Annotated in this window: 26 protein-coding genes and 1 tRNA gene; 22 read left to right on the forward strand and 5 right to left on the reverse strand. The window is 64.4% G+C overall.

Features of this window, described 5'->3' with window-relative positions:
* The first annotated feature begins 136 nt into the window (after positions 1-136).
* The 3 genes from VSX60_RS05250 to VSX60_RS05260 all read left to right on the forward strand — a co-directional run bounded on the left by VSX60_RS05250 (position 137) and on the right by VSX60_RS05260 (position 3,803).
* Positions 137-1,300, forward strand: a complete 1,164-nt coding sequence (locus tag VSX60_RS05250; protein ID WP_327623097.1) for an isovaleryl-CoA dehydrogenase — start codon at positions 137-139, stop codon at positions 1,298-1,300.
* A 71-nt stretch (positions 1,301-1,371) separates the two neighbouring features.
* Positions 1,372-2,127 carry a flavodoxin family protein gene (locus VSX60_RS05255; RefSeq protein ID WP_327623098.1) on the forward strand — a complete coding sequence of 252 codons (756 nt, stop codon included), beginning with the start codon at positions 1,372-1,374 and terminating at the stop codon, positions 2,125-2,127.
* A 68-nt stretch (positions 2,128-2,195) separates the two neighbouring features.
* Complete coding sequence (locus VSX60_RS05260; RefSeq protein WP_327623099.1) at positions 2,196-3,803, forward strand: carboxyl transferase domain-containing protein; 1,608 nt, start codon at positions 2,196-2,198, stop codon at positions 3,801-3,803.
* A gap of 48 nt (positions 3,804-3,851) precedes the next feature.
* Here the strand turns inward: VSX60_RS05260 and VSX60_RS05265 are convergent, their stop codons facing one another.
* A complete protein-coding gene (locus VSX60_RS05265) occupies positions 3,852-4,709 on the reverse strand; it encodes a DMT family transporter (protein WP_327623100.1) in 858 nt (285 codons plus the stop codon).
* A gap of 275 nt (positions 4,710-4,984) precedes the next feature.
* On the opposite strand from VSX60_RS05265, the gene VSX60_RS05270 reads away from it, so the two are divergent.
* The 4 genes from VSX60_RS05270 to VSX60_RS05285 are packed head-to-tail and all read left to right on the forward strand — an operon-like array spanning position 4,985 to position 8,358.
* The gene (locus VSX60_RS05270) at positions 4,985-5,248 is read left to right on the forward strand and encodes a type II toxin-antitoxin system RelB/DinJ family antitoxin (RefSeq protein WP_327623101.1); all 264 of its coding nucleotides are present in this window, start codon (positions 4,985-4,987) and stop codon (positions 5,246-5,248) included.
* A gap of 34 nt (positions 5,249-5,282) precedes the next feature.
* Positions 5,283-5,516: a type II toxin-antitoxin system YafQ family toxin gene (locus VSX60_RS05275; protein ID WP_442873055.1), complete on the forward strand. Its 234-nt coding sequence runs from the start codon at positions 5,283-5,285 to the stop codon at positions 5,514-5,516.
* A 23-nt stretch (positions 5,517-5,539) separates the two neighbouring features.
* Positions 5,540-7,564: an acetyl/propionyl/methylcrotonyl-CoA carboxylase subunit alpha gene (locus tag VSX60_RS05280; protein WP_327623136.1), complete on the forward strand. Its 2,025-nt coding sequence runs from the start codon at positions 5,540-5,542 to the stop codon at positions 7,562-7,564.
* Entirely contained in the window at positions 7,561-8,358 is a 798-nt protein-coding gene (locus tag VSX60_RS05285) for a crotonase/enoyl-CoA hydratase family protein (protein ID WP_327623103.1), read from the forward strand. Before VSX60_RS05280 ends, VSX60_RS05285 begins: the two co-directional genes overlap by 4 nt.
* Before the next feature lie 48 nt (positions 8,359-8,406).
* Here VSX60_RS05285 and VSX60_RS05290 read toward each other — a convergent pair whose 3' ends face one another.
* Positions 8,407-9,354, reverse strand: a complete 948-nt coding sequence (locus tag VSX60_RS05290) for a zinc ABC transporter substrate-binding protein (protein ID WP_327623104.1) — start codon at positions 9,352-9,354, stop codon at positions 8,407-8,409.
* Between the two features lie 123 nt (positions 9,355-9,477).
* Between VSX60_RS05290 and VSX60_RS05295 the strand changes: the two genes are divergently transcribed.
* The 7 genes from VSX60_RS05295 (at position 9,478) to VSX60_RS05325 (ending at position 14,852) form a co-directional block, all read left to right on the forward strand.
* Positions 9,478-10,383, forward strand: a complete 906-nt coding sequence (locus tag VSX60_RS05295; RefSeq protein ID WP_327623105.1) for a metal ABC transporter ATP-binding protein — start codon at positions 9,478-9,480, stop codon at positions 10,381-10,383.
* On the forward strand, positions 10,373-11,200 hold the full coding sequence (locus VSX60_RS05300) for a metal ABC transporter permease (RefSeq protein ID WP_327623106.1): 828 nt from the start codon (positions 10,373-10,375) through the stop codon (positions 11,198-11,200). Before VSX60_RS05295 ends, VSX60_RS05300 begins: the two co-directional genes overlap by 11 nt.
* Positions 11,197-11,607 carry a Fur family transcriptional regulator gene (locus tag VSX60_RS05305; RefSeq protein WP_327623107.1) on the forward strand — a complete coding sequence of 137 codons (411 nt, stop codon included), beginning with the start codon at positions 11,197-11,199 and terminating at the stop codon, positions 11,605-11,607. The genes VSX60_RS05300 and VSX60_RS05305 overlap by 4 nt, the downstream gene beginning before the upstream one ends.
* Before the next feature lie 166 nt (positions 11,608-11,773).
* Positions 11,774-12,754 carry a TRAP transporter substrate-binding protein gene (locus VSX60_RS05310; RefSeq protein ID WP_327623108.1) on the forward strand — a complete coding sequence of 327 codons (981 nt, stop codon included), beginning with the start codon at positions 11,774-11,776 and terminating at the stop codon, positions 12,752-12,754.
* A 78-nt stretch (positions 12,755-12,832) separates the two neighbouring features.
* Positions 12,833-13,366 (forward strand): TRAP transporter small permease, encoded by a 534-nt coding sequence (locus VSX60_RS05315; protein WP_327623109.1) that lies wholly within the window; start codon positions 12,833-12,835, stop codon positions 13,364-13,366.
* A 9-nt stretch (positions 13,367-13,375) separates the two neighbouring features.
* Entirely contained in the window at positions 13,376-14,647 is a 1,272-nt protein-coding gene (locus tag VSX60_RS05320; RefSeq protein ID WP_327623110.1) for a TRAP transporter large permease, read from the forward strand.
* A 128-nt stretch (positions 14,648-14,775) separates the two neighbouring features.
* A tRNA-Pro gene (locus VSX60_RS05325) sits at positions 14,776-14,852 on the forward strand.
* 44 nt (positions 14,853-14,896) lie between these two features.
* Here VSX60_RS05325 and VSX60_RS05330 read toward each other — a convergent pair.
* Positions 14,897-15,097 carry a hypothetical protein gene (locus tag VSX60_RS05330; protein ID WP_327623111.1) on the reverse strand — a complete coding sequence of 67 codons (201 nt, stop codon included), beginning with the start codon at positions 15,095-15,097 and terminating at the stop codon, positions 14,897-14,899.
* An 11-nt stretch (positions 15,098-15,108) separates the two neighbouring features.
* Between VSX60_RS05330 and VSX60_RS05335 the strand changes: the two genes are divergently transcribed.
* Complete coding sequence (locus tag VSX60_RS05335; RefSeq protein WP_327623112.1) at positions 15,109-15,357, forward strand: hypothetical protein; 249 nt, start codon at positions 15,109-15,111, stop codon at positions 15,355-15,357.
* A 47-nt stretch (positions 15,358-15,404) separates the two neighbouring features.
* Here the strand turns inward: VSX60_RS05335 and VSX60_RS05340 are convergent, their stop codons facing one another.
* Entirely contained in the window at positions 15,405-16,223 is an 819-nt protein-coding gene (locus tag VSX60_RS05340) for a ferritin-like domain-containing protein (RefSeq protein WP_327623113.1), read from the reverse strand.
* A gap of 321 nt (positions 16,224-16,544) precedes the next feature.
* Between VSX60_RS05340 and VSX60_RS05345 the strand changes: the two genes are divergently transcribed.
* Genes VSX60_RS05345 through VSX60_RS05375 form a run of 7 tightly spaced genes read left to right on the forward strand, consistent with a single transcriptional unit; the run spans position 16,545 to position 25,419 of the window.
* Positions 16,545-18,776 (forward strand): 4Fe-4S binding protein, encoded by a 2,232-nt coding sequence (locus VSX60_RS05345; RefSeq protein WP_327623114.1) that lies wholly within the window; start codon positions 16,545-16,547, stop codon positions 18,774-18,776.
* 23 nt (positions 18,777-18,799) lie between these two features.
* A complete protein-coding gene (gene nosZ, locus VSX60_RS05350; RefSeq protein ID WP_327623115.1) occupies positions 18,800-20,725 on the forward strand; it encodes a TAT-dependent nitrous-oxide reductase in 1,926 nt (641 codons plus the stop codon).
* A 4-nt stretch (positions 20,726-20,729) separates the two neighbouring features.
* A complete protein-coding gene (locus VSX60_RS05355) occupies positions 20,730-22,106 on the forward strand; it encodes a nitrous oxide reductase family maturation protein NosD (protein WP_327623116.1) in 1,377 nt (458 codons plus the stop codon).
* Positions 22,106-23,026: an ABC transporter ATP-binding protein gene (locus tag VSX60_RS05360; RefSeq protein WP_327623117.1), complete on the forward strand. Its 921-nt coding sequence runs from the start codon at positions 22,106-22,108 to the stop codon at positions 23,024-23,026. Before VSX60_RS05355 ends, VSX60_RS05360 begins: the two co-directional genes overlap by 1 nt.
* Positions 23,023-23,850 (forward strand): ABC transporter permease subunit, encoded by an 828-nt coding sequence (locus VSX60_RS05365; protein ID WP_327623118.1) that lies wholly within the window; start codon positions 23,023-23,025, stop codon positions 23,848-23,850. Before VSX60_RS05360 ends, VSX60_RS05365 begins: the two co-directional genes overlap by 4 nt.
* Positions 23,847-24,371: a nitrous oxide reductase accessory protein NosL gene (locus VSX60_RS05370; protein WP_327623119.1), complete on the forward strand. Its 525-nt coding sequence runs from the start codon at positions 23,847-23,849 to the stop codon at positions 24,369-24,371. The genes VSX60_RS05365 and VSX60_RS05370 overlap by 4 nt, the downstream gene beginning before the upstream one ends.
* 43 nt (positions 24,372-24,414) lie before the next feature.
* Complete coding sequence (locus VSX60_RS05375) at positions 24,415-25,419, forward strand: FAD:protein FMN transferase (RefSeq protein ID WP_327623120.1); 1,005 nt, start codon at positions 24,415-24,417, stop codon at positions 25,417-25,419.
* Here the strand turns inward: VSX60_RS05375 and VSX60_RS05380 are convergent.
* Positions 25,384-25,812: a hypothetical protein gene (locus tag VSX60_RS05380; RefSeq protein ID WP_327623121.1), complete on the reverse strand. Its 429-nt coding sequence runs from the start codon at positions 25,810-25,812 to the stop codon at positions 25,384-25,386. The genes VSX60_RS05375 and VSX60_RS05380 overlap by 36 nt on opposite strands.
* Positions 25,813-25,829 lie beyond the last annotated feature (17 nt).

Consider the following 25,829-nt stretch of genomic DNA (forward strand, 5'->3'; position numbering starts at 1 on the left):
TTCAAGGCTCTTCGATCGCCAGACTAGCCCTTTGATCATCATTCGGCGATGCTGCGCGGGTCTGGGGCCGGAAATAATGTTGCCGGTTATCCCCGATGTCGCCAAATTGGCTCCGGCGGGATTTTAAGGAGCAGACATGTTCGACAAGGGGATGAATTTCGCGCTTGGCGAGGAGATCAACGCGCTGCGCGAGATGGTGCACCGCTTCGCGCAGGAGACGATCGCGCCGCGCGCTGCCGAGATCGACCGCACCAACGAATTCCCGAACGAGCTCTGGAAGGAACTGGGCGCGCTCGGCCTGCTCGGGGTGACGGTCGAAGAAGAGTATGGCGGCTCGGCCATGGGCTATCTGGCGCATTGCGTCGCAATCGAGGAGATCTCGCGTGCCTCGGCTTCGGTGGGCCTGTCCTACGGCGCCCATTCCAACCTTTGCGTCAATCAGATCCGTCGCAACGGCACCGAGGACCAGAAGCGGAAATACCTGCCGAAGCTCGTCTCCGGCGAGCATGTCGGCTCGCTGGCGATGTCGGAGAGCGGCGCCGGGTCGGACGTCGTCGGCATGCGGCTCAAGGCCGACAAGCGCAACGACCGCTTCGTCCTCAACGGCACCAAGATGTGGATCACCAACGGCCCGGACGCCTCGACACTGATCGTCTACGCCAAGACCGACCCGGACGCCGGGCCGCGCGGCATCACCGCCTTCCTGATCGAGAAGCAGATGGCGGGATTCTCGACCGCGCAGAAGCTCGACAAGCTCGGCATGCGCGGCTCGAACACCTGCGAGTTGGTCTTCGAGGATTGCGAGGTGCCTTATGAGAATATTCTCGGTGAGGAGGGCGGCGGCGCCAGGGTGCTGATGAGCGGCCTCGATTACGAGCGGGTGGTGCTGTCGGCCGGCCCGCTCGGCATCATGGCCGCCTGCCTGGATGTGGTCGTTCCCTATGTCCATGAGCGCAAGCAGTTCGGCCAGCCGATCGGCGAGTTCCAGCTGATGCAGGGCAAGCTCGCCGACATGTATGTGACGATGAACGCCTGCCGGGCCTATGTCTACGCGGTGGCGGCGGCCTGCGACCGCGGCGAGACCAGCCGCAAGGATGCCGCCGGCTGCATCCTCTACGCCGCCGAGAAGGCGACGCAGATGGCGCTGGAAGCGATCCAGGCGCTCGGCGGTAATGGCTATATCAATGACTACCCGACCGGACGGCTGTTGCGCGATGCCAAGCTCTACGAGATCGGCGCCGGCACCAGCGAGATCCGGCGGATGCTGATCGGCCGCGAGCTGTTCCACGAGACGGGTTGACCTTGCGGGCGGATGCCCGATTTTCCGCGTTCCGCGCAGTTGCGCGAAAACTGTGACCGAAAGGAACTCCCATGCCCCTCAATGACCGCCAGGAAGCGCTCTGCAAGGGGCATGATTTCGACTTCAGCGATTTGAAGGCGGTGATTATCAATTGCACGCTGAAGCGCAGTCCCGAGCGCTCGCATACGGACGATCTGCTGTCGGTTCCGCATCAGATCATGGAGCGAAACGGCGTCGCGGTCAGCCAGTTCCGCCCCGTCGACCATCCCATCGCCTACGGGGTCATGCCCGACATGACCGAACACGGCGCTGCGACGGATGCCTGGCCGGAACTCTGGGAGACGGTGAAAGAAGCAGAGATCCTCGTTCTCGGCACTCCGATCTGGCTTGGCGAGGAAAGCTCGGCCTGCCGGCTGGTGATCGAGCGGCTCTACGGCATGAGCGGGCTGAAGAACGACAAGGGTCAGAGCTTCTTCTACGGCAAGACCGGAGGTTGCGTCGTCACCGGCAACGAGGACGGCATCAAGCATGTCGCGATGACCTGCCTCTACGCCCTCGGCCATCTCGGCTACACGATTCCGCCGCAGGCCGATTGCGGCTGGATCGGCGAGGCCGGGCCGGGGCCGAGCTACGGCGACGAGACGGACAACGGGCCGCTGGGATACGACAATGATTTCACCCAGCGCAACGCCACCATCATGACCTGGAACCTGATGCACATGGCGCGGATGCTGAAGGATGCCGGCGGCCTGCCACGGCACGGCAACGACCGCGACGCCTGGGAGGCCGGCTGTCGGTTCGATCATCCCAATCCGGACTACCGGTAGCAGGGCAGGGACTTCTATGGCTATGGTCCGGGACGACCGCGTCGCCCGCAGCCAATCTTGAGCACCTCATGTCCGTCCTGACCTCCGCCATCTCGCCCCGCTCCGAGAGCTTTTCCGAAAATCGAGCGGCGATGGTCCGGCAGATGGAAGCGGTCGAGGCGGCCGCCGAAGCCGCGATGGCCGGGGGCGGCGAGAAGGCTCGCGAACGGCATCTGTCGCGCGGCAAACTCTTACCCCGCCACCGCGTCGAGGGGCTGCTCGATCCGGGTTCGCCGTTTCTCGAAATCGGCCTGTTCGCGGCGAACGGGATGTATGACGACGCGGTGCCGGCGGCCGGTCTGATCGCCGGCATCGGCCGGGTGTCGGGCCGCGAGGTGATGGTGCTGGCCAACGACGCGACGGTGAAGGGCGGCACCTATTTTCCGTTGACGGTGAAGAAGCATCTCCGCGCCCAGGAGATCGCCGCCGAGAACCATCTGCCTTGCGTCTATCTCGTCGATTCCGGCGGCGCCAATCTGCCGAACCAGGACGAGGTGTTTCCCGACCGGGACCATTTCGGCCGCATCTTCTACAATCAGGCGCAGATGTCGGCCAAGGGCATTGCCCAGATCGCCGTCGTCATGGGCTCCTGCACCGCCGGCGGGGCCTATGTGCCGGCGATGAGCGACGAGACCATCATCGTCGCCAAGCAGGGCACGATCTTCCTGGCCGGCCCTCCGCTGGTCAAGGCCGCGACGGGCGAGGTGGTCAGCGCCGAAGATCTGGGCGGCGGCGACGTCCATACGCGGCTGTCGGGCGTCGCCGATCATCTGGCCAAGGACGATCTGCATGCGCTGGCGCTAGCCCGCCACGCCGTCGCCCATCTCAACCGGGACAAGCGGCCGGCGGTGGAGTTCCAGACGCCGGAAGAGCCGGCCTACGACCCGGATGAAATCCTCGGGATCGTGCCCGCCGACGCCAAGACGCCCTATGACGTGCGCGAGGTGATCGCCCGCATCGTCGATGGGTCGAGGTTCCACGAGTTCAAGGCGCGCTACGGCCCGACGCTGGTCTGCGGCTTCGCCCATATCCGCGGTATGCCGGTCGGAATCATCGCCAACAATGGCGTGCTGTTTTCCGAAAGCGCCGTGAAGGGCGCGCATTTCGTCGAGCTCTGCTCGCAGCGCAAGATCCCGGTGGTGTTCCTGCAGAACATCACCGGCTTCATGGTCGGCCGGCAATATGAGGCGGGCGGCATCGCCAAGCACGGGGCGAAGCTCGTCACCGCCGTCGCGACGACGGCCGTGCCGAAGATCACCATGCTGATCGGCGGCTCCTACGGCGCCGGCAATTACGGCATGTGCGGGCGGGCGTATTCGCCGCGCTTCCTGTGGACCTGGCCGAACAGCCGTATCGCGGTGATGGGCGGCGAGCAGGCGGCCGGGGTGCTGGCGAGCGTCACGCGCGACGGCATCGAGCGGCGCGGCGGCGAGTGGTCTGCCGAGGAGGAAGCCGAATTCAAGCGCCCGACGATCGCGATGTTCGAGCGCCAGAGCCACCCGCTCTATGCCTCGGCGAGGCTGTGGGACGACGGCATCGTCAACCCGGCCAAAACCCGCGATATTCTGGCGCTGTCGCTCGCCGCCGCGCTGAACGCGCCGATCGAGGACACACGGTTCGGGTTGTTCCGCATGTGATGAAATCGGCCTCTGAGCAGGCCAAGGAGCTATCACGCGAGCCGCTCCTCACCCTGTGGCCAGCAGGACCACGCCGCCCAAGATGACCGCCGCCCAGAACAGACGATGCCGTAGCTGACCCTCCCGCAAGAGCAGGCTGCCCATCAGGACGGTGAGGACGACGCTGAGTTCACGGGTCGGTGCCACATAGATGATAGGCGTGAAGGTGAGGGCGTAGAGCACCAGAATGTAGGCGAGCGGGCTGAGAACGGCGATCGCAATGACGCTCCCCCGGTGGTGCGTCCAAAGCGCCGTCACCATCGCTCGGCGTCGCAGCGCGTAGGGCGTGAGCAACATCACCCGGCCGATACTGGAGGCATAGTCGAGCAGCAGCGGTGGAATCAGCAACGCTGTGACGGCATAGGCGTCCCAGACGGTGTAGCTGGCGATCAGCAAGCCGACGCTGACGCCGAACAGGATCGAGGCGGTGACGCTCTTGGAGCCACGCTTGAGCCCGCCCGACAGAAACAGGACGCCGGCGATGATGACGATCGCGCCGAGGGCGATCTGCCACGTCAGCGGTTCCCCCAGCATCGTGACGGCGAAGATCGTGGCCAGGAATGGTCCGGTGGCGCGAGCGGTCGGATAGACGATCGACAGATCGCCGTCGCGATAGCCGCGCTGCAGCAGCAGAATATAACCCAGATGCAGCCCGGTACTGCCGAGGATGAAGCCGATTTCCCATGGACCGAAATCGGGTGGGTTTGTGGCAACGACATAGACGGCGGGCGGCAGATAGAGGACGAGCGTAACCACCGTGAAGAGCCAGATCAGCTCGGGGCCGCCCCGGATTTTCTTGACCAGGAAGTTCCATGTCGCGTGGCAGAACGCCGCCGCAAGCACGAGAACAAAACCGGAAACTGTCATGAGGGCCCCTGAAGACGATGAGGATGAAACAGGCGCGCGCCAGCGCACCCAGCCATCCCCCCTAGTTTTTTCGTCTTTCAGGTGTCTGCCGTACACGGCTCGTAACGGCGCTCGGACCAGCTTGCGAAGGCAACGGAACCCTAGCCGCACATGGATGGGTGGAAATCACATTAGACCGGTCTCGACACGCGTGGAAGGATAAGGTTCCACCCGAATGGAGCGACCCTCGAATCCGATTGCCCAGTGTGCTACATTGTAGCCCAAAGGAGCGCATCATGGCCGAAAATGCCGTCGTTAGGGCCCGTATCAGCAAGGAAACCAAAGAAGAGGCCGCCGCGGTCCTCGCGACGATGGGGCTTTCGGTATCCGACGCATTTCGTATGCTGATGGTACGGGTGGCTAGGGAGAAAAGACTGCCCTTCGCGCCCTTCGTTCCGAATGCCGAGACAATCGCGGCTATTGAAGAGGCCCGCCGAGGCGACGGGGAGAAGTTCGACAGCATCGACGCCCTCATGGCCGATCTGAATGCGGACGATTAGACGTACGGCTCGCTTCCGACGAGACTACAAGCGGATGGCAAAGGGGCGGTACGGCGCAATATTGGATACCGAGTTGCGAACCGTGCTCGCGTTACTCATCGAGGACAACGATCTGCCGGAGACCTATCGCGACCATGCGCTGACGGGCGATTGGAACGGCTATCGCGATTGCCATCTGAGGCCGGATCTCCTGCTCATCTATGCTAAGCTGTATGATAAGGAACTGACCCTGGTGCGGCTGGGCTCGCACAGCGACCTCGGCTGGTAGGCATGGCACAGCATCGTCAACGACTGTTCACCACTCTGCTCATCGCCAATCGTGGCGAGATCGCCTGCCGGGTCATCCGCACGGCGAAGCGGCTGGGCATTCGGACCGTCGCGGTGTTTTCCGATGCCGACGCGCAAGCGCTGCATGTCGAAATGGCCGACGAGGCGGTGCATATCGGCCCGGCGCCGGTCGGCGAGAGCTATCTCAAGGGCGAGCGCATCATCGCCGCGGCGAAGCGGACCGGCGCGGAGGCGATTCACCCCGGCTACGGCTTCCTGTCCGAGAATCCGGATTTCGTCGCGGCGGTCGAAGCGGCGGGGCTGATCTTCGTCGGCCCATCGGCTTCGGCGATTCGGGCGATGGGCCTGAAGGACGCCGCCAAGAAGTTGATGCACGCGGCTGGTGTGCCGGTCGTTCCGGGCTATCACGGCGACGAACAGAATCCCGATTTCCTCGCCGGCGAGGCCGGTAAGATCGGCTATCCGGTGCTGATCAAGGCCCGGGCCGGCGGCGGCGGCAAGGGCATGCGCCGCGTCGACGATCCGGCCGCGTTCGCCGCTGCGCTGGAAGGCGCCCGGCGCGAGGGCGCGGCGTCCTTTGGCGATCCGCACTGCCTGATCGAGAAATATGTCGAAAAGCCCCGGCATATCGAGATCCAGGTGTTCGGCGACTGCCACGGCAACGCCGTGCATCTGTTCGAGCGTGACTGTTCTTTGCAGCGCCGCCATCAGAAGGTGATCGAGGAAGCGCCGGCGCCCGGCATGACGCCCGAAATGCGCGCCGCCATGGGCGAAGCGGCGGTCACCGCCGCCAAGGCGATCGGCTATGCGGGGGCGGGGACGATCGAGTTCATCGTCGACGCCTCCGATGGTCTCAGGCCCGACCGCTTCTGGTTCATGGAGATGAACACGCGGCTGCAGGTCGAGCACCCGGTGACCGAGGCGATCACCGGCCTCGATCTGGTCGAGCTGCAATTGCGCGTCGCGGCCGGCGAGGCGTTGCCGTTCACGCAGGAGGATCTGGCGATCCACGGCCATGCCTTCGAGGCGCGAATCTATGCCGAGGATGCGGCCCGCGGCTTCTTGCCGGCGACCGGCACGCTGACCCATCTCAGCTTCCCGAAGGGCGAGGGGGTTCGGATCGACACCGGCGTTCGCGCGGGCGACCGGATCACCCCGCACTACGACCCGATGATCGCCAAGCTGATCGTCCACGGCCCGGACCGCCCGTCGGCGCTCCGGCTCTTGCGCCGGGCTTTGGCCGGGACGCATATCGCCGGCTCGGTGACCAATGTCGCGTTTCTCGGACGGCTCGCGGCGCATGAGGGCTTTGCCGCCGGCGATGTCGACACCGGCCTGATCGGCCGCGACCAGGAGGCGCTGACGGCAAACGCGCCGGCCCCGCCGGAAATCGTGGCGACCGCTGCGCTGGCGCAACTCGGCCATCTGGAGGAACCTGTCCCGGTCAAGGCCGGCGACGATCCCTGGGCGCGTTTGCGCGGCTTTCGGATCTGGGGCACCGCGCGCCAGACGGCGCGGTTCGAGGCGGACGAGGGGGGGCGACGTGACGTGGCGGTCGCCGATCGCGGCGGCGGCCGTTTCGCCGTGGATGCCGGAGAAGAGCCGCTGAATCTTGCCGTCGTCGCGGTCGCTGGCGACGCTGTGCGCCTGTCGTTCGACGGCCGCATTTTCGGGGTGACGCTGGCGTGGGAGGTCGAAGCGGTCACGGTGTTCGCCAACGGTGCGGCGCATCGCTTCGCGCGCTGGAGCGCCAGCGCCCATGCCGAGGAAGGGGCTGGCGGCGACAGGATCGCGGCGCCGATGCCGGGCCTGGTCAAGCTGGTTCTCGCCAAAGCCGGCGACGCGGTGGAGAAGGGCGAGGCGCTGATCGTGCTCGAAGCCATGAAGATGGAACACACGCTGAAGAGCCCGCGCGACGGCATCGTCGCCGAGATTCTGGTTTCGCCCGGCGATCAGGTCGAGGACGGCGCGCTGCTGCTGGCGTTGCAGCCGGAGAGCGCCGCCGGGACGGCGGGGAGGGGCGAGTGACCGGGACGATCCGCATCGAGACCGACACGCGCGGCGTGGCGACGCTGACGCTGGCGCGGCCGGACAAGCACAATGCCATGAACGCGGCGATGATCGCCGACCTCACGCGGGCGGCCGAAGAGTTCGGCGCCGACCCCACCGTGCGTGTCGTCGTCCTCACAGGCGAAGGCCGGAGCTTTTCCGCCGGGGCGGACCTTGCCTGGATGAAGGCGCAGTTCGCGGCCAGCCGCGAGGAGCGCATCGCCGAGGCGACGGCGCTGGCGCGGATGCTCAAAGCCCTCAACGAGATGCCGAAGCCGCTGATCGGCCGCATCCAGGGTCAGGCCTTCGGCGGTGGGCTCGGGCTGATCGCGGTCTGCGACGTGGCCGTCGCGAGCGATGCGGCGCGCTTTGCCTTTACGGAGGCAAAACTCGGCCTGATCCCGGCGACGATCTCGCCTTACGTGCTGGCCCGGATGGGCGAGGGACGCGCCCGCCGCGTCTTCATGTCGGCGCGGCTGTTCGACGCCGATGAGGCGGTATCGCTCGGCCTTCTCGCCCAAGCGATACCGGCGGATGATCTCGACGCCGCGGTTGAGGCGGAGATCGCGCCCTATCTTGCCTGCTCGCCGGCGGCCGTCGCGGCGTCGAAGGCGCTCGCCCGCTCGCTCGGCCCGATCATCGACGAGGCGACCATTGCCGACACCGCCCGGCGCCTCGCCGATATTTGGGAGACGGCCGATGCCCGCGAGGGCGTTGGCGCCTTTTTCGACAAGCGCTTGGCCGCCTTTGTTGCGGCGGGGGACGAGGGCTGAAATTGCCCGGTGGCGGACGGAATGCTGCAGCGTTCCGCCTCAGTTTTCCTACGAAAGACAGTCTTTCAGCGACGCCGCGAGGTTGCCGATCAGTTCGAAATAGAGCTCCGGCCCATCCTTTAGCGCCGCGCCTTCTGGATCGAGCACGCCCGCCTTCGCCTCGGTGCCCTCGATGACCACATCGACGAGCGCCGGCTCGAATTGCGGCTCGGCGAAGACGCAGGTCGCGCCGACCGCCTTCACCTTGGCCTGAAGTTCGGTGATCCGCCTCGCGCCGGGGGGCGTCTCCGGGCTGACGGTGATCGATCCGGCGGCTGGCATGGCGAAGCGGCGCTCGAAATACTGATAGGCGTCGTGGAAGACGATGTAGGGCCGGCCCTTCACGCCGGCGAGGTCGGCCTCGATTGTGGCGATCAGTCCGTCCAGCCGTGCCTCGAGCTTGTCGGCGTTGGCCGCGTAGGTTTCTGCATGGGCCGGGTCGGTGGCGGCGAGGGTCGCCTCGATCGCGCCGACCATCGCCTTGGCGTTCACCGGGTCGAGCCAGACATGTGTGTCGAAGGTGCCGCCATCGTCTTCGTGCGCGGCCTCGCTGGCGGTTTCGTCCTCGTGCGCGTCGGCCTCGAACGCTCCGCCCTCGCGCAGCGGCAGCCTCTCGACGCCCGGCGCATCGACCAGCTCAACGCTTTTCGCCTTCGCTCCGAGCGTTGCGAGCGGCTTGACCAGAAACGCCTCCAGATAGGCGCCGGCCCAGAAGACGACATCGGCGGATTGGAGCGCCGCGGCCTCCGACGGCTTCATCCGATAGGTGTGCGGCGAGCCGGCCCCCTGAACGATCAGCATCGGTTCGCCGACACCCTCCATGACACCGGCGACGAGCGAATGGATCGGCTTGATCGAGGCGACCACGGCGGGCGTGGTGTCCGCGTCGGCTGCCTGGGCGGAAGAAGTCAGGACAGACAACGCGGCGGCGAGGAGCAACGAGCGGGTTGTCGGCATGCACAAATCCTTCGGCTCTGAATGACGCGGCGCCCATTGGCGCTAAATTGATATGTTATGTCATTACAATGATGTGCTATAGCGAGTGACATACGCTGCTGCAAGCGATGGTCCGGATAGCGAATGACCTCTTCCTCTTCTCTCGTAGACAATGTCCTCGTCGCAATGCGCGGCGTCGGTGTGCGGCGTTCCGGGCGCTGGCTCGTGCGCGGCGTCGACCTGACCTTGCGCCGGGGCGAGATCGTCACGCTGATCGGCCCCAATGGCTCCGGCAAATCGACAACCGCCAAGACCGCGATCGGAATATTGAAGCCCGACGAGGGAACAGTCCGCCGGGCGAACCGGCTGACGGTCGGCTACGTGCCACAGCAGCTGAGCATCGACTGGACGCTGCCGCTCAGCGTCGAGCGGCTGATGACGTTGACCGTGCGGGCTTCGCGCGCGGCGGTCACCGAGGCGCTGCACCGCGTCGGCATCGCCCATCTGGCCAAGGCCGAGGTGCATCGTCTGTCCGGCGGCGAATTTCAGCGGGCGCTGCTCGCCCGCGCGATGATCCGCAAGCCCGATCTTCTTGTCCTGGACGAGCCGGTCCAGGGCGTCGATTTCAGCGGCGAGATCGCGCTTTACGACCTGATCTCCGATATCCGTGATGCCGAAGGCTGCGCGGTGTTGTTGATCTCGCACGATCTGCATGTGGTGATGGCCAAGACCGATACGGTGATCTGTCTCAACGGCCATGTTTGCTGCGAGGGGACGCCGCAATCGGTTGCCAATTCGCCGGCGTATCAGCGCATGTTCGGCCCGCGCGCGGCGGAGACCCTGGCGATCTATTCGCACGATCACGATCACACCCATCTGCCGGATGGGCGGGTGCGTTTCGCCGACGGCACGATCGGCGACGAATGCAGTCCCCCGAAAGGCGGTGACGGGCACGATCATGATCACGGTCATGACCATGACCATGACCATGACCATGACGAACATCGTTCCGATCGTCCGAAGGACCGGGAGCCCGCCGATGTTCGATGACTTCTTCGTCCGCGCCATTCTGGCCGGCATCGGCATCGCGCTGGTCGCCGGCCCGCTCGGCTGCTTTGTTGTGTGGCGGCGCATGGCCTATTTCGGCGATACGATGGCCCATTCGGCGCTGCTCGGCGTGGCGCTGTCGACAGCCTTCGAGATCGACCTGATGCTCGGCGTCTTCGCAGTGGCCGCGGTGGTCGCCGTTGCCCTCGTCCTGCTCGAGCGGCGCGGCGCGCTGTCGACCGACGCGTTGCTCGGCATCCTTTCCCATTCGACCCTGGCGCTGGGACTGGTCATCATCGCCTTCATGACCTGGGTGCGGATCGACCTGATGGGTCTCCTGTTCGGCGACATCCTGGCGGTCTCCCGCATCGACCTTGTCGCGATCTTCGGCGGCGGCATCCTCGTCCTCGCCGGTTTGGCCGTGCTTTGGCGTCCGCTGCTCGCCGCGACCGTCAGCACCGAACTCGCAGAAGCCGAGGGGCTTCGGCCGGAACGCTCACGATTTCTTTTCATGCTGCTGATGGCGGTGGTCATCGCCATCGCCATGAAGATCGTCGGCATTCTCCTGATCACCGCGCTGTTGATCATCCCGGCGGCGACTGCGCGGCGCTTCGCTTCGACGCCGGAGATGATGGCGCTCCTCGCCGCGTTCATTGGCTCTGTCGCCTCGACCGGCGGCCTCTTCGCCTCGCTGAATTTCGACACGCCGTCCGGCCCGTCGATCGTCGTCGCCGCGCTTGCGCTGTTCCTTGTCAGCCTGCTGCCGATGCCGGCATTTGCCGACCGCCGGGCCGAACCTGCTGAAAAGGCACCGCGATGATCGCCGCGCCGAAACTGACGCGCAACCAGAGCCTCGTCTTCGACGCGCTGAAGGCGGCGGACGAGCCGCTGAGCGCCTATACGATCCTCGACCGGCTCCGTGACGACGGATTTCGCGCGCCGCTGCAGGTTTATCGCGCTCTCGATACGCTTCTCGATCGTGGTCTCGTCCATCGGCTCGATAGCCTCAAGGCGTTCGTGCCCTGCGCCCATCCCCACGATCATCACGAGAGCGCGACGATCGCCTTCGGCATCTGCGGACGCTGCGCGCGGGTCTGGGAGTTTTCCGACGCGGTGGTCGAGGAGCGACTGCGCGGCTGGGCTAAATCCGAGGGATTCTGCCCGCAGCGCACCGCGATCGAAATCAGCGGCCTGTGCGCCGACTGCGTCCGCGCCGGCGCTGCGTGACATCACCATCCGTCTCGGCTTACGCTGCCTTCGCCGCTTCGCGGCAACTGCCACCGCGCATCGCCTTGACAGGGTAAGGCATTCTCCCGCAAATCCGCTTCATCATGCGGCCTTACGGACAAGGGAGGAGCCCTTTTCGACGGTTGCCGCCATGTCGGGAGGAATCATGACCATCAGAACGCTCACCGCTGCCGGTCTCGCCGCGCTATTTGCCGGGTGGACCGTTTCAGCGGCCAATGCCGTCGAGTTGAAGCTCGGCTACTCGCTGTCCGAAACCTCACATTACGGCGTCGGCGCCACGGCGATGGCCGAGGAACTCGAAAAACTCACCGACGGCAAATTCACCATCAAGCAGTTCCCGGCGAACGCCCTCGGCGGCGAGCGCGAGATGGTCGAGGGTGCGCAGCTCGGTACGGTCGATCTCGTCATCACCTCGACCGGTCCGGTCGGCAATTTCGTGCCGGAGACACTGATCACCGACATTCCGTTCCTGTTCCGCGACTACGATCACGCCCATGCAGTGCTCGATGGCCCGATCGGCCAGGCATTGCTGGACAAGTTCCCCGAGAACGACCTGATCGCGCTCGCTTGGGGCGAGAACGGCTTCCGCAACCTGACCAATTCCAAGCGGCCGGTGAAAGAGCCCGCCGATGCCGAAGGCCTGAAGGTCCGCACCATGGAGAACCAGGTGCATATGGAGGCGTTCTCCGAACTCGGCGTTCTGCCGACGCCGATGGCCTTCCCGGAGCTGTTTACCGCGCTCCAGCAGGGTACCGTCGACGGCCAGGAAAACCCGATCGGGGTGATTCTCTCGGCCAAGTTCGCGGAGGTTCAAAAGTACCTCTCGCTGACCAACCATGTCTATTCGCCGGCCCTGTTTCTGATGTCGCCGACGGTCTGGGACGGCTTGAGCGATGAGGAGAAAGAGGCCTTCCGCGAAGCCGCCAAGGCGGGCGCCGCCGCGATGCGCGAGAAGGTTCGCTCCGACGCCGATTCGGGCGTCGCCACGCTGAAGGAGGCGGGCATGGAGGTGACCGAGGACGTCGACCGCGCCGCCTTCGAGAAAGCGCTGGAGCCTCTGATGGCCAAATACGCCGAGCAGTTCGGCCAGGACAAGCTGGACGCAATCCGCGACACCGGCAAGTGACACACTCGTAAGACGACGACAGGGCCGGGCGGCGACGTCCGGCCCTGTCGACTTCGCCACCAGCAACAGGGGCCATCGATGCTGACTGTCCTGCGCGCCATCGATCGCTGGGTCCTGCGCCTGTCGCTATGGACCGCCATGGCGCTTCTCGCGCTCATGTCGGTCATCACCTTCTGGCAGGTTCTGACCCGCTTCGTGCTGGAGCGCCCGTCCACCTGGTCCGAGGTGACGGCGCGCTCGCTGATGATCTGGATGGTTTATCTCGGCCTGGTCGCTTGCCTGCGCTCCGGCGCACTGATTTCGGTGGACCTTTTGATCGCGCGCGTGCCGCCGTCTGCGCGTAAATTTCTTGCCGTTCTCCTCGCGGGCCTGACGCTCGGCGTTCTCGGAGTCATGGTCTGGTACGGCTGGGCGATGACCGAGCGAACCGCACGGCAGACGATCGCCGGCGTCAGCGATCCGTTCTTCGGCCAGAAGATATCCATTGGCTTCATCTACGCGGCGATTCCGGTCGGAGCGGCGCTGTCGATCGTCGCGACGCTGGCGCGCCTCTTCGAGGAACTGGCAGGCATCCTGGTTCACCGGCAGGGCCCTGCCACCCACGACGTCTGAGGAGCATCGATGTCCAGCTTCATGCTCCTCGCCCTCGTCGGCTTCTTCGCGCTCGGCCTGCCGATCGCGATCGCGATCGCGGCCGCCTCGATCGGCGGCCTGGTCTTTTTCACCAGCCTGCCGCTGCTCGTCGTCGCCCAGCAGCTGATGACCAAGTTGGACTCCTTCCCGCTGATGGCGGTGCCGTTCTTCATCCTTGCCGGCAATCTGATGGAGGCCGCCGGCATCTCCGGCCGCCTCGTCGAATTCGCCAAGACCATGGTCGGCGGGGTGCGGGGCGGGCTTGCCTGCTCCTGCGTCCTGACCTGCATGATTTTCGCGGCGGTTTCGGGATCCTCGGTCGCGACGACCTTCGCGATCGGCGCGATCGTCATTCCGGCGATGACCAAGCACGGCTATCCGACCGGCTTTGCCGCCGCGCTGCAGGCGACGTCGGCCGAGCTGGGCGTCATCATCCCGCCGTCGATCCCGCTGATTCTCTACGGCGTCAGCGCCGAGGTCTCGATCGGCGATCTGTTCATCGCCGGCCTTGGACCGGGGCTGCTCATCGGGCTGGCCCTGATCCTTTTCGTCTACGTCTATTGCCGCAAGAACAAATGGGGCGAGCGCGACCACGAGGGCCGCCTGCCGTTCTGGCAATCGCTGAAGGCGGCGTTCCTCGCCCTGCTGATGCCGATCGTCATCATCGGCGGCATCTATGACGGCATCTTCACGCCGACCGAGGCCTCGGTCATCGCGGTGTTCTACGCGCTGTTCATCGGCATGGCGGTCTACCGCACGATCAGCCCGCGCGATCTTCTGCCGGTGCTGCACCGTTCGGTGATCTCCTCGACGATCATCCTGTTCGTGATCGCCGCCGCCGGCCTGTTCTCGTTTCTGATCACCCGTGCCGGCGTGCCGGCCGCGATCGGCGAGTGGCTGGGCAGCGTGATGGAAGACCCGCTCTACTTCCTGCTCGCGGTCAACGCCTTCCTGTTCATTGCCGGCATGTTCATCGAGACCTCGGCGGCGATCATCGTCCTGGCGCCGATCCTCGCGCCTGTCGCGGTCTCCTTCGGCATCGATCCGGTGCATTTCGGCCTGATCATGGTCGTCAACCTCGCGCTCGGCATGATCACGCCGCCCTTCGGCGTCAATCTCTTCGCCGCGTGCCAGGTTGCCCGTATCCCGTTCGAGCAGATCGTCCCGCGGCTGTTGCCCTTCGTTCTCGTCATCATCGCCTGCCTGCTGGTGATCAGCTACGTGCCGGCGATCTCCGTCGGGCTGCTGACGCTGCTGTAATGGCGAAGATGCGCCGCGCGTCCACGCGCGCCCGCAGCGCTCCAGCGCAAATGCCGATCGCTCCGATGAAATCGCAATGATCGCTTGCGGCGCCGGGTCCGCCCCGTTATATACCGCGCCGCAGGTCACGGAGTGTAGCGCAGCCTGGTAGCGCACCTCGTTCGGGACGAGGGGGTCGCAGGTTCGAATCCTGCCACTCCGACCAGCAAAACAAGGGTTTCCCGAAAACCCGAATTCTCCCGACGATAACTACGACACCGCCGAGGCCATCGATCTCATCCATGAGGTCTTCCCGCGCTCGACCGTCGAGATCATACCGGCCAGCGGCGTCCCTGTCGGCTGGATGACCGGATGCCGCCGACGCTCGTTGGCAAACTTCGTGACCAGGCAAAGCCGCGACGGGAATTCTCGGCCGAAATCCAGAAACTCGTCGCGGAAGTCGCGGAACATGTCGTCGCCTGTTGCCGGCCATCACCGACGGCAAACCCAACGACATCGATCGTTACGAAGGTTGCTACGGCATCGAGGATACGCTGATGGCGATCCGAGAAGCTCGGATGTCTAGCCTGCGTATCTTCCGGGTAACGGTTGACGAGGACGCCGGCGACGACGTGCCATTCATCTTTGGCCGCGGCGCCTACGCGATCTTCCCCAATCTGTCTCGACTGCCTGTGGCGCTCCCGGCGATCTATCGCCAGATCACGCGTTAAACCATAGAGAGCGGTTGACCAGCGTTCCGCATTCAGGCCAATCGGGACTATGCCGAGGCGGAGCGGATTGCCGCGAGACAATGGACGGCGCCCGCCGCAAACTCCTGCGCCCGGTTTCGCTCTTTTTCGTCGGCCAACCGGTCGCCGAAGTCGAGATAGCAGTCCAGAAGCAGCTCGCAGAGCGGCGCCATCCGATCCGCGGTCACCGCGGGGGCCCGCTGCAACAGCAGCGAGTCGCCGAAGGGCGCTTGGGAAAGATCGTCCGCGCGGTCGCCTGCCTCGCGCGCCAGCTTGTTCAACGATTCAGCGCCATCATCGCCGGCGATCGCGGCCGCGTTCGCGAGTTGATCAGACAGCCGCCGTTCGAGGATGGCGAGGCTCCAATTCTCCTTCCCGGCGGAAGATGCCGCCCTTTGCGCGTGGAACGCCTGCCTTCGTTCGCGCCGCAGCGTCGCGACGTGACCGAGCTCTTCCCTAGCCATCTGCTCCGCCGCCTCTCGCAATGCGTCCGAAGGCGCGAGCGCCGCGACATAGGTCCAGAAAACGAAAGCGCGTTCCTCGTTGCGAACCGCCATCGAGAACGCCCGGTAGGCGCTCAGCAACTCGGGTGCGATAGTTCCCGCTCCCTCGTCGTCGAAAGTCTCGGTCGGTTCCCAGTGGGTCGTCGAGAAATCCGGCGATGTCGCGCCGATCCTCTCGGACCAGTGCATGACGTTTTCAAGATGCTGACTCTCTTCCCCGACGAGTCGATCGAATACGGCGGCGAGTGACGGCTGGTTTTCCCGGCGCATCCGTTCGGCCAATTCCGAATATCCGGCTATCGCCTCGCGCTCCGTCGCATAGGCGAGGGAAAGCAAGTCACCCATGGACTGCACGGCAACAAATGGCTCGAACTTTCGATCCGGCAATTGAGGTCCTCCCAGCATGGCCGCCGGCAGCGTCGCATTTCATGCGAGCAAAGCGTTTGCGCTAGATCAATGATGCCTGCCGGCAAGCCGCTACGGTCCATCCCGATCTGATGTCTCGAGCCGCTCCGATGATTCGGCGCCCCATAACACTTCCCTGCAACTCTCCAATCGCCTGAGGGAACCGGTAGGTCCACATTGAACTGCGCCCATCTCCCCATGTTCCGAGGCTTTATCGCCAGAGCCGGGTCGGCTGTCCTTTTGGCGACCGCGGCGCTCGCCATGCTCCTGGCGATTTCGTTTCAGGCGTCCGCCGCAGGGCGGCTCGCGGAATTTCTTCCGAAAGCGAAACCCGCCGAAATTTTCGAAGGCGCTGACCGGTTCGGCGAGCTTCAAAGCGATCCGCCGATTGTGCCCGTCTACCGCGGCGATGAAATCGCTGGATACGTCTATCTCAATTCCGATTTCACCAGCGCCATCGGCTATTCGGGCAAGCCGATCCAAATCCTTGTGGGGATCGACGGGCAGGGCGTGATTCGGGGCTTCAAGCTCGTCGAACACAAGGAGCCGATCGTCTTGATCGGCATCCCAGAGGCCAAGGTCATCGCGTCGCTGAATTCGCTGATCGGCAGGGATATGGGCCGCGTGGCAGCCGGGTCCGAACGCCCCCCGCAGGTCGATATCGTCAGCGGCGCAACGGTCACCGTGCTCGTCATGGGTGACAGCGTCGTGCGATCCGCCGTCCGGCTGATCCGCAGCGGCCGCCTCGGCGGAGCTGCCGCCGAGGCCGGGGTCACAGCAGCCGCAGCGGAGGAGAGGACGCTCGACCTCTCCAAATCCGAGATCCGCGACTGGGAGGCTTTGGTTGGCGATGGGTCGGTGAGAAGCCTTCGCCTCACCGTCGGCGAAGTCTCTGAAGCCTTCGCGCAAGCGGGCCAGAGCCAGGCGGCGGACCGGCCCGAGACGAAAGACCCCGCCGATCGCTTCATCGAACTCCATGTCGCGCCGGTCAGTGTGCCGTCGATCGGCCTCAGCCTCCTCGGGCAGCGTGGTTACGAGCGGCTGCAGAAAAAACTGAAGCCGGACCAGCAGGCGATCGTCGTCGCTGGCGACGGAGCCTATTCCTTCAAGGGCTCGGGCTATGTGCGGGGCGGTATCTTCGATCGGATCGAGTTGCTCCAGAACGGGCAGGGCGTCCGGTTCCGCGACCGCAATCATACGCGGCTGGGCGACCTTGCCGCGAAGGGTGCTCCGAAGCTGCGCGAAATCGCGCTGTTCCTCGTTCCTGATGATTTCAACTTCGACGTTACCGAGCCGTGGGAACTCCAGTTGCTCGTCCAGAGAAGCTTCGGCGCGCGAGAGAAGGCGGTGCTTCCCTTCGAACTGGGCTACACCCTGCCGGACCAGTATGTGACGGTTGTAAAGACGCCGGTTCCGGAACCGAAAGCACAAACGGAAATCTCCGACCCCGTTCAGGCGAAGGCTGGCGAAACCACCGGATTGTCGCCGTTTGCCGACGACGAACCTCTCTGGATCAGGATGTGGCAGATGAATGCGGTGTCGATCGGCATCGTCGCTGTCGCGCTTCTCGTTCTCACGGCGATCTTCTTCTTCCAGGATTGGCTGGTGAGGCGTCCGGTCCTCTACACTTGGGTGCGGCGGGGCTACCTCGTTTTCACCCTGGTTTGGCTCGGCTGGTATGCCAACGCGCAATTGTCGGTGGTCAACGTCTTGACCTTCGCGAACGCGCTGATGACCGATTTCAACTGGGAATTCTTTCTCTCCGCGCCGCTCGTGTTCATCCTGTGGGCGACGCTGGCGGCCGGGCTGCTGTTCTGGGGGCGCGGACCCTTCTGCGGCTGGCTGTGTCCGTTCGGCGCCCTTCAGGAACTCACCAACAATCTGGCGCAGTGGCTGAAAGTGCCGCAGATCAAGGTTCCCTGGGCTCTGCACGAGCGGCTGTGGCCGATCAAATACATCATCTTCCTGGGACTTTTCGGCCTGTCGCTCTATTCGGTAGCGCTGGCGGAGATGTTTGCCGAGGTCGAGCCGTTCAAGACGGCGATCATCCTGAAGTTCGCTCGCGAATGGCCCTTCGTGATCTTCGCGCTGACGCTTCTCGCGGCCGGGCTGTTCATCGAGCGGTTCTATTGCCGCTATCTCTGCCCGCTCGGCGCGGCGCTCGCCATTCCCGGCCGCATGCGGATGTTCGAATGGCTGAAGCGCTGGCCTGAGTGCGGCTCGCCCTGTCAGCGCTGCGCCAACGAATGCCCGGTGCAGTCGATCCATCCCGAGGGCCAGATCAACGTCAATGAATGCATCTACTGCATGCATTGCCAGGAACTCTACCACGACGATCACCGCTGCCCGCATATGATCCAGGTGCGGTTGAAGCGCGAGAAGTTCGCGGCGCTGTCCTCCCCGTCCATGCGAGGGAAAGAGCCCGCCAAACCCGTCATCTCCCACAAGGGAGTGCCCGTCGAACGGCCCGGCAGGGTCGAGACGACGCCGTAGTCAGGCGATCATAGGAGACCGATATGTCGCAAGAAGAAACCAAACATGGATTGAACAGGCGCCAGTTGCTGGGCACCACTGCGGTAGCCGCGGCCGCCGGAGCCAGCGGGGTCGGCGGAGCGCTGACACTCGCCGGGTTGGGAGCAACGCCGGCCGCGGCGCAGGATACGTCGGCCGCGGGCAACACTTACGAGGTGAAGCCGGGCGAACTCGACGAATATTATGTTTTCTTCTCCAGCGGTCAGACTGGCGAGATCCGCATCGTCGGCGCGCCGTCGATGCGTGAGATGATGCGCATTCCGGTGTTCAACCGCTGCAGCGCCACGGGTTGGGGACAGACCAACGAAAGCCGGAAGGTGCTGACCGAGGGCCTGTTGCCCGAGACCAAGGAGTTTCTCAAGGACCGGGGCGACATCTATCTCAACGGCGACCTGCACCATCCGCATCCGTCCTTCACGGACGGCACCTATGACGGCCGTTATCTCTACGCCAACGACAAGGCCAACACGCGCGTCTGCCGCATTCGTCTCGACGTCATGAAATGCGACAAGATCATCGAGTTGCCGAATCAGCACACGGTACACGGCCTGCGCGTCCAGAAATATCCGAAGACCGGCTATGTCTTCTGCAATGGCGAAGACCGCGTTCCGATCCCGAACGACGGCAAGATACTGGACGACAAGTCGCAGTATCACGCGATCTTCACGGCCGTCGACGGCGAGACGATGCAGGTCGCCTGGCAGGTGAAGGTGGACGGCAATCTCGACAACGTCGATGCCGACTACCAGGGCAAGTATTGCTTCGCCACCTGTTATAATTCGGAAGAGGGCGTCAACCTCGCCGAGATGATGGAGAAGGAACAGGACTGGGCCGTCATCTTCAACATCAAGCGCATCGAAGAAGCCGTCGTCAATGGGGATTACGAGGAGATAAACGGGGTGCCCGTTGTCGACGGCCGGCACGGCTCCCCCTTCACCCGATACGTTCCGGTTCCCAACAGTCCGCATGGCATGAACACCGCGCCGGATGGCATCCACGTCGTGGCCGCCGGCAAGCTGTCGCCCACGGTGACGGTGTTCGACGTGCGCAAGTTCGACGATCTGTTCGACGACAAGATCGAGCCCCGTGACACGGTCGTGGCCGAGCCGGAACTGGGGCTTGGGCCATTGCACACGGCCTATGACGGTCGCGGCAACGCCTATACGACGCTGTTTATCGACAGCCAGATCTGCAAGTGGAACATCGAAGACGCCAAGCGGGCGTTCCTGGGCGAGGCTGTAGACCCGATCAAGCAGAAGCTCGATGTCCACTATCAGCCGGGCCATAATCACACTTCAATGGGGCAGACCAAGGAAGCCGACGGCAAGTGGCTGATCTCGCTGAACAAGTTCTCCAAGGATCGCTACCTGAACGTGGGACCGCTCAAGCCCGAGAACGATCAGCTAATCGACATCTCAGGAGACGAGATGGTGCTCGTGCATGACAATCCGACCTTCGCGGAGCCGCACGACGCCACGCTCGTGCATCGCTCCAAGATCGACCCGGTGCATGTGTGGAGTCGCGACGATCCGTTCTTCGCCGACGCGGTGAGCCAGGCGGAAGCTGACGGCGTTGATCTGATGGGAGATTCCAAGGTCGTCCGCGACGGCAACAAGGTCCGTGTCTACATGACCTCGACTGCTCCCGTATTCGGCCTGGAAAGCTTCACCGTCAAGCAGGGTGAGGAAGTCACCGTCTATATTACCAATATCGATGACGTGGAGGATCTCACTCACGGCTTCGCCATCGTCAACTACGGCATCAACATGGAAGTCGCGCCGCAGGCGACCGCATCGGTCACTTTCATGGCGAGCAAGCCAGGCGTCTACTGGTACTATTGTTCCTGGTTCTGCCACGCCATGCACATGGAAATGAAGGGCCGCATGTTCGTTGAGCCGCAGGGCGCCTGAGCCGATGGCACGAACAAGTATAGCGATACTGGGGATGGCGGCCGTTCTGGCTGCCATCCTGGCACTGCCGGCAACGGCGGCGCGGATCGTCGCGCCCGCAGGGAATGCCGATCTTCAAGTCATACTGGATTCGGCGTTGCCGGGAGACGTGATCGCGCTCGAGAGCGGCGAACACAAAGGGCCGGTCACGATCGACCGGGCACTGACGATCGAAGGCGAGCCGGGCGCGGTGCTTCGCGGCAATGGCCTCGGCCATGTCATTACGGTCGAAGCGCCCGACGCGGTGGTGCGCGGCCTCGAGATCAGAGGGTCCGGAACCAACCTGGAAACGATGGATGCCGGCGTGTTCGTGACCAAGACCGCGCGGGCGGCGCGCATCGAGGACAATACGATCGTCGGCAATCTCTACGGAATCTTCTTGCATGGGGCCGAGGATTCCGTTGCCAAAGGCAATCGCATCATCGGCATTCGCGTTGGCCGCACCAACGAGATGGGGAACGGCGTCTCGGTTTGGAATGCGCCGGGCGCCAAGGTTATCGGCAACGACATCAGCTTCGGCCGCGACGGCATTTTCACCAATGCCAGCAAGCGCAACGTCTTCAGCGGCAATCGCTTTCGCGATGTCCGCTTTGCCGTCCACTACATGTACACCAACGACAGTATTATCAGCGACAATGTTTCGGTCGGTAACGCCATCGGCTACGCGATCATGTACTCCAACAATCTGACCGTGACCGGCAATGTGTCTGACGGCGATCGCGACAGCGGGCTGCTCATCAACTATGCGAATGGTTCGGAATTCGCCGGCAATGTCATTCGCGGTCGTCCGCAATCGATCGAGCGATGGAAGACGGCCGGCAGGCACGACGCGGCAGACGGCGCGTCGGTGCCGAACGACGCCAAGGCGCCGCGAGTCGCGGGTGCCACGCGCATCGGTCCGGAGAAATGCGTCTTCATCTACAACGCCAACAAGAACAGCTTTCGCGACAATTGGTTCGAGGGTTGCGAGATCGGCGTCCACTTCACCGCCGGTTCCGAGGGCAACACGATGACCGGCAACGCCTTCGTGAGAAACCGCAATCAGATCAAATATGTGGGCACCCGCCATCTCGACTGGTCGACCGAGGGGCGCGGCAATTACTGGAGCGACAACCCGGCCTTCGATCTGAACGGCGACGGCATCGGCGACGGCCCCTACCGGCCAAACGGTCTGGTCGACAGGGTGCTGTGGACGGCGCCCCAGGCCAAGGTTCTCGTCAACAGCCCGGCGGTTCAGGTGATCCGCTGGGCGCAGGCCCAGTTCCCGGCTTTGCTGCCCGGCGGCGTGGTGGACAGTCACCCGCTGATGGCGCCGCCCGAAACGATGCGAACGGAGCGATAATGGCTGAAACGGTTCGTGTTGAGCGGGTGGCCAAATCCTATGGCGGGATCGAGGCCGTCAGCGACGTGTCCTTTGCGCTGAACGAAGGCGAGACGGTTGCGCTCGTCGGCCACAATGGTGCCGGCAAGACGACGCTGATCAAGTTGATGCTCGGGCTGATCCGGCCCAGCGCGGGAACGGTGCGCGTGCTCGGCGAGTCGCCCGCCGCCGGGGAGTTCGCGGCGCGCAAGCGGCTTGGCTATCTGCCGGAGAGCGTTTCCTTCAACATGGCTCTGACGGGGCGCGAAACTCTCACCTTTTATGCCAGGCTCAAACGCGCGCCGCGTGCCCTCGTTGCCGACCTGCTCGATCATGTGGGGCTGACCGACGCGGCCGACCGCCGCATCGGCGCCTATTCCAAGGGAATGCGCCAACGTCTCGGCCTGGCGCAAGCGCTGCTAGGCGACCCGAAGGTGCTGCTTCTCGATGAGCCGACGACCGGGCTCGACCCGGCGCTGCGGCGCAGCTTCTACCGCATCGTCGACGAATTGCGGTCACGGGGCGCGACGGTTCTGTTGTCCTCCCACGCCCTCACGGAACTCGAAGGCAAGGCGGACCGGATCATCATCGTTAACCGCGGCATCAAGATCGCGGATGGGACGATCGAGGAGCTGCGCGGCATCGCCCGGTTGCCGACGCGTATCCGCGTGCGGCTCAAGGATGACGATGCCGGCCGGGCGGAAGACTGGATGAATCAAACCGGCGGATGGCGAAGGATCAACGGTCATGTGCTGGAGATCGACGCCTCGCCGGAAGACAAGATCATGCTGCTGCGCAAGGCGGCCGCGAGCGACGCGCCGGTAACCGATCTGGACGTGATTCCGCCGACGCTCGACGAGCTTTATGCCCATTTCCTGGGTGCGCAGGAGGTTGTCGAATGAGGAACGTTCTCATTATTGCCGGCAAGGAAATTCAGGAGGGCATGCGCAACCGTTGGGTGCTCGCCACGTCGCTGCTGCTTGCCGCGCTGGCGCTGACGCTGACCTTTCTCGGCAGCGCGCCTACCGGCGATGTCGGCGCCGGGGCGCTCGACGTGGTGATCGTGAGCCTGTCCAGCCTGACCATCTTTCTGGTGCCGCTGATCGCCCTCCTGATCTCGCACGATGCCGTCGTCGGCGAGATGGAGCGCGGCACGATGCTTCTGCTGCTCAGCTATCCGATCGGCCGCTGGCAGGTGATCCTCGGAAAATTCGTCGGGCATCTGGCGATCCTGGCATTCGCCACGCTGCTCGGCTACGGGGTAGCGGCCGCCGCGCTCGCGGCAACGGGCGCCGCGATCGACGCAGAGAGCTGGTCGGCTTTCCTGTCCATGATCCTGTCCTCAATCATGCTCGGCGCGGTGTTCATCGCCATCGGCTATCTGGTGAGCGCGCTGGTCGGCGAACGCGGCACCGCCGGCGGAATCGCCGTCGGCGTCTGGCTGCTGTTCGTGCTTATCTATGACATGGCGCTGCTCGGCATTCTGGTCGTCGATCAGGGGCGGACGATCACGGCCGATCTGCTGAACATTCTCCTGCTGCTCAATCCGACCGATGCCTATCGGTTGCTGAATCTCGGTTCGGGAAGCGCCGGGGCCCTCTCCGGCATGGGGGGCATTGCCGAAAATGTCGCGTTGAGTCCGGGCATGCTGACCGGTGCGCTCGCTCTGTGGACGCTCGTGCCACTGACGGCGGCGGTGCTGGTGTTTTCGAGGAGAGAATTATGAGGATCGCGGTTCTCGCCGGACTCGTGGCTTTCGTCCTGACCCTCGCCGGCTGCGGCGGCGAGGGTCAGGCAGAGGCGCCGGCGCCCTTCGCGCTGACGGAAAGCGCCATCGGTCGCTATTGTGGGATGAACGTTCTGGAACATCCGGGACCGAAAGGGCAGATCATCCTGGCAAAGGTGCTGGAACCGATCTGGTTCTCCTCGGCGCGCGATACCGTGGCCTTCACCCTGCTGCCCGAGGAATCCAAGAACATCGCGGCGATCTACGTCTCGGATATGGCCGTCGCCGAGACCTGGGACGCGCCTGGAGCGGAGAACTGGGTCGACGCCAGACAGGCGTTCTTCGTGATCGGCAGTTCAATGAGCGGCGGGATGGGCGCGCCGGAGACGGTACCCTTTTCGACGGAAGTCGCGGCGCGACGCTTTGTCGAGGACAATGGTGGCGAGATCGTCGGATTCGCCGATATTCCCCCCGATTATGTGCTCGGAAGCGCGCCGAACGAAATCGAATCCAACAAGTAATCGCCTTGGCCTTTCGGGCCGCCGGACCATCAGGATGTTTCTCATGACCGACCCCCTCGACCGGCGCCGTGTCATCGCCATAATGGGCGCCGCCGCCGGCCTGGGTCTCATCCCGTTCGGACGCGAGAGCATGGCCGAAGCCCATGCCGTCACCTGGCGCGGACAGGCGCTGGGGGCACCGGCGTCGCTCACCCTGCATCACCATGACCGGGCCGAGGCCGAGCGATTGATTGACGGAGCCGTGGCCGAAGTCCGACGCCTGGAGCGCGTTTTCAGCCTCTATCGGGACGATTCCGCGCTGGTCGAATTGAACCTGACGGGCGCTCTCGTCGCTCCGCCCGCGGATATGGTGACGCTGCTGGAAGCAAGCCGCGCTTTCCGGGATATCAGCGAAGGCGCGTTCGATCCAACCGTTCAGCCCCTGTGGATGCTGTATGGCGAACATTTCGCGGCGCCTGGGGCCGACCCGTCCGGTCCATCCGAGGAGCGGTTGCGGGAGGTGGCGACTCTGGTGGGGCTCGATGGCGTCAGGTTCAGCCGCGACCGGATCGCCTTCGCCCGCCATGGGATGGCGCTGACCTTCAATGGCATCGCGCAAGGGTACATCACCGACAAGGCGGTCGAATTGCTGCGAAGCGGCGGCATCACGAAAAGCCTTGTGGACATGGGCGAAATTCGCGCGCTCGGCACGCGCCCGGACGGTTCCCCCTGGCGCGTCGGTGTCGCAGCCTTGCAGGATGCGAGGGAACCTGAGGCGGTCCTCGAGATCGTCGACAAGGCGGTGGCGACCTCGAGCGGGGGAGGATTTCACTTCGATGGGGCAGGGCGGTTCAACCATCTGCTTGACCCGCACGACGGCCGACCGGCCCGGCTCTATCGGAGCGTGACGGTGGTCGCGCCGAAGGCCACCGAAGCCGATGCCCTCTCGACCGCCTTCAGCCTGATGGAGCGGACGTCGATCGAACGCGTTCTAAAGACCCGTCCCGAGTTGGAGGTCCATTTGACCGCGCGTTCAGGCGACCGTTCGCGCCTTCATGGGAACGCATGAACGGTTCGTGAGGAACGCGGCTTCGTTGGTAGCTGGCGCCGGGGTGAGATCGGCCTTGACGGCGTCGCGGTCTTTCATCCGGCTCGATGGGTCCCACTCCGCGCCCGCTTGTCCGAACAGGAAGCCGTTGGCGAAGCGCCGTTCCGGCGCCCAGACCTCGATGTCGACGCCATATCCTGCCCCGGCAGCCGCCAGCGTCGCGACGGACGCGAAGGCGAGTTCGGGCGGCAGGCAAAACGATATTCCCCCGCGCCGGGCAAGAAAGCCCAGCGTGCCCTTGTTGTAGATATTGACCAACGGGCCTACCGTGAAGGGCGTACCCGGCGCGAGATGGCGCAACGCCGTGAGATCATTGACCTCGACCGGCAGGCCGGACTCGGCCAATTCAGCCAACATCCTCCCACTTAGTT

Source organism: Aurantimonas sp. A3-2-R12 (assembly GCF_036016755.1).
GTDB classification, from domain to species: Bacteria; Pseudomonadota; Alphaproteobacteria; order Rhizobiales; family Rhizobiaceae; genus Aurantimonas; species Aurantimonas coralicida_A.

Bases quoted from the DNA above. Each gene is read 5' to 3' on its own strand.
- VSX60_RS05250 (WP_327623097.1), top strand. From the start codon at position 137: ATGTTCGACAAGGGGATGAATTTCGCGCTTGGCGAGGAGATCAACGCG.
- VSX60_RS05255 (WP_327623098.1), top strand. From the start codon at position 1,372: ATGCCCCTCAATGACCGCCAGGAAGCGCTCTGCAAGGGGCATGATTTC.
- VSX60_RS05260 (WP_327623099.1), top strand. From the start codon at position 2,196: ATGTCCGTCCTGACCTCCGCCATCTCGCCCCGCTCCGAGAGCTTTTCC.
- VSX60_RS05265 (WP_327623100.1), bottom strand. From the start codon at position 4,709: ATGACAGTTTCCGGTTTTGTTCTCGTGCTTGCGGCGGCGTTCTGCCAC.
- VSX60_RS05270 (WP_327623101.1), top strand. From the start codon at position 4,985: ATGGCCGAAAATGCCGTCGTTAGGGCCCGTATCAGCAAGGAAACCAAA.
- VSX60_RS05275 (WP_442873055.1), top strand. From the start codon at position 5,283: ATGGCAAAGGGGCGGTACGGCGCAATATTGGATACCGAGTTGCGAACC.
- VSX60_RS05290 (WP_327623104.1), bottom strand. From the start codon at position 9,354: ATGCCGACAACCCGCTCGTTGCTCCTCGCCGCCGCGTTGTCTGTCCTG.
- VSX60_RS05295 (WP_327623105.1), top strand. From the start codon at position 9,478: ATGACCTCTTCCTCTTCTCTCGTAGACAATGTCCTCGTCGCAATGCGC.
- VSX60_RS05300 (WP_327623106.1), top strand. From the start codon at position 10,373: ATGTTCGATGACTTCTTCGTCCGCGCCATTCTGGCCGGCATCGGCATC.
- VSX60_RS05305 (WP_327623107.1), top strand. From the start codon at position 11,197: ATGATCGCCGCGCCGAAACTGACGCGCAACCAGAGCCTCGTCTTCGAC.
- VSX60_RS05310 (WP_327623108.1), top strand. From the start codon at position 11,774: ATGACCATCAGAACGCTCACCGCTGCCGGTCTCGCCGCGCTATTTGCC.
- VSX60_RS05315 (WP_327623109.1), top strand. From the start codon at position 12,833: ATGCTGACTGTCCTGCGCGCCATCGATCGCTGGGTCCTGCGCCTGTCG.
- VSX60_RS05320 (WP_327623110.1), top strand. From the start codon at position 13,376: ATGTCCAGCTTCATGCTCCTCGCCCTCGTCGGCTTCTTCGCGCTCGGC.
- VSX60_RS05330 (WP_327623111.1), bottom strand. From the start codon at position 15,097: ATGTTCCGCGACTTCCGCGACGAGTTTCTGGATTTCGGCCGAGAATTC.
- VSX60_RS05340 (WP_327623113.1), bottom strand. From the start codon at position 16,223: ATGGGTGACTTGCTTTCCCTCGCCTATGCGACGGAGCGCGAGGCGATA.
- VSX60_RS05345 (WP_327623114.1), top strand. From the start codon at position 16,545: ATGCTCCTGGCGATTTCGTTTCAGGCGTCCGCCGCAGGGCGGCTCGCG.
- nosZ (WP_327623115.1), top strand. From the start codon at position 18,800: ATGTCGCAAGAAGAAACCAAACATGGATTGAACAGGCGCCAGTTGCTG.
- VSX60_RS05355 (WP_327623116.1), top strand. From the start codon at position 20,730: ATGGCACGAACAAGTATAGCGATACTGGGGATGGCGGCCGTTCTGGCT.
- VSX60_RS05360 (WP_327623117.1), top strand. From the start codon at position 22,106: ATGGCTGAAACGGTTCGTGTTGAGCGGGTGGCCAAATCCTATGGCGGG.
- VSX60_RS05365 (WP_327623118.1), top strand. From the start codon at position 23,023: ATGAGGAACGTTCTCATTATTGCCGGCAAGGAAATTCAGGAGGGCATG.
- VSX60_RS05370 (WP_327623119.1), top strand. From the start codon at position 23,847: ATGAGGATCGCGGTTCTCGCCGGACTCGTGGCTTTCGTCCTGACCCTC.
- VSX60_RS05375 (WP_327623120.1), top strand. From the start codon at position 24,415: ATGACCGACCCCCTCGACCGGCGCCGTGTCATCGCCATAATGGGCGCC.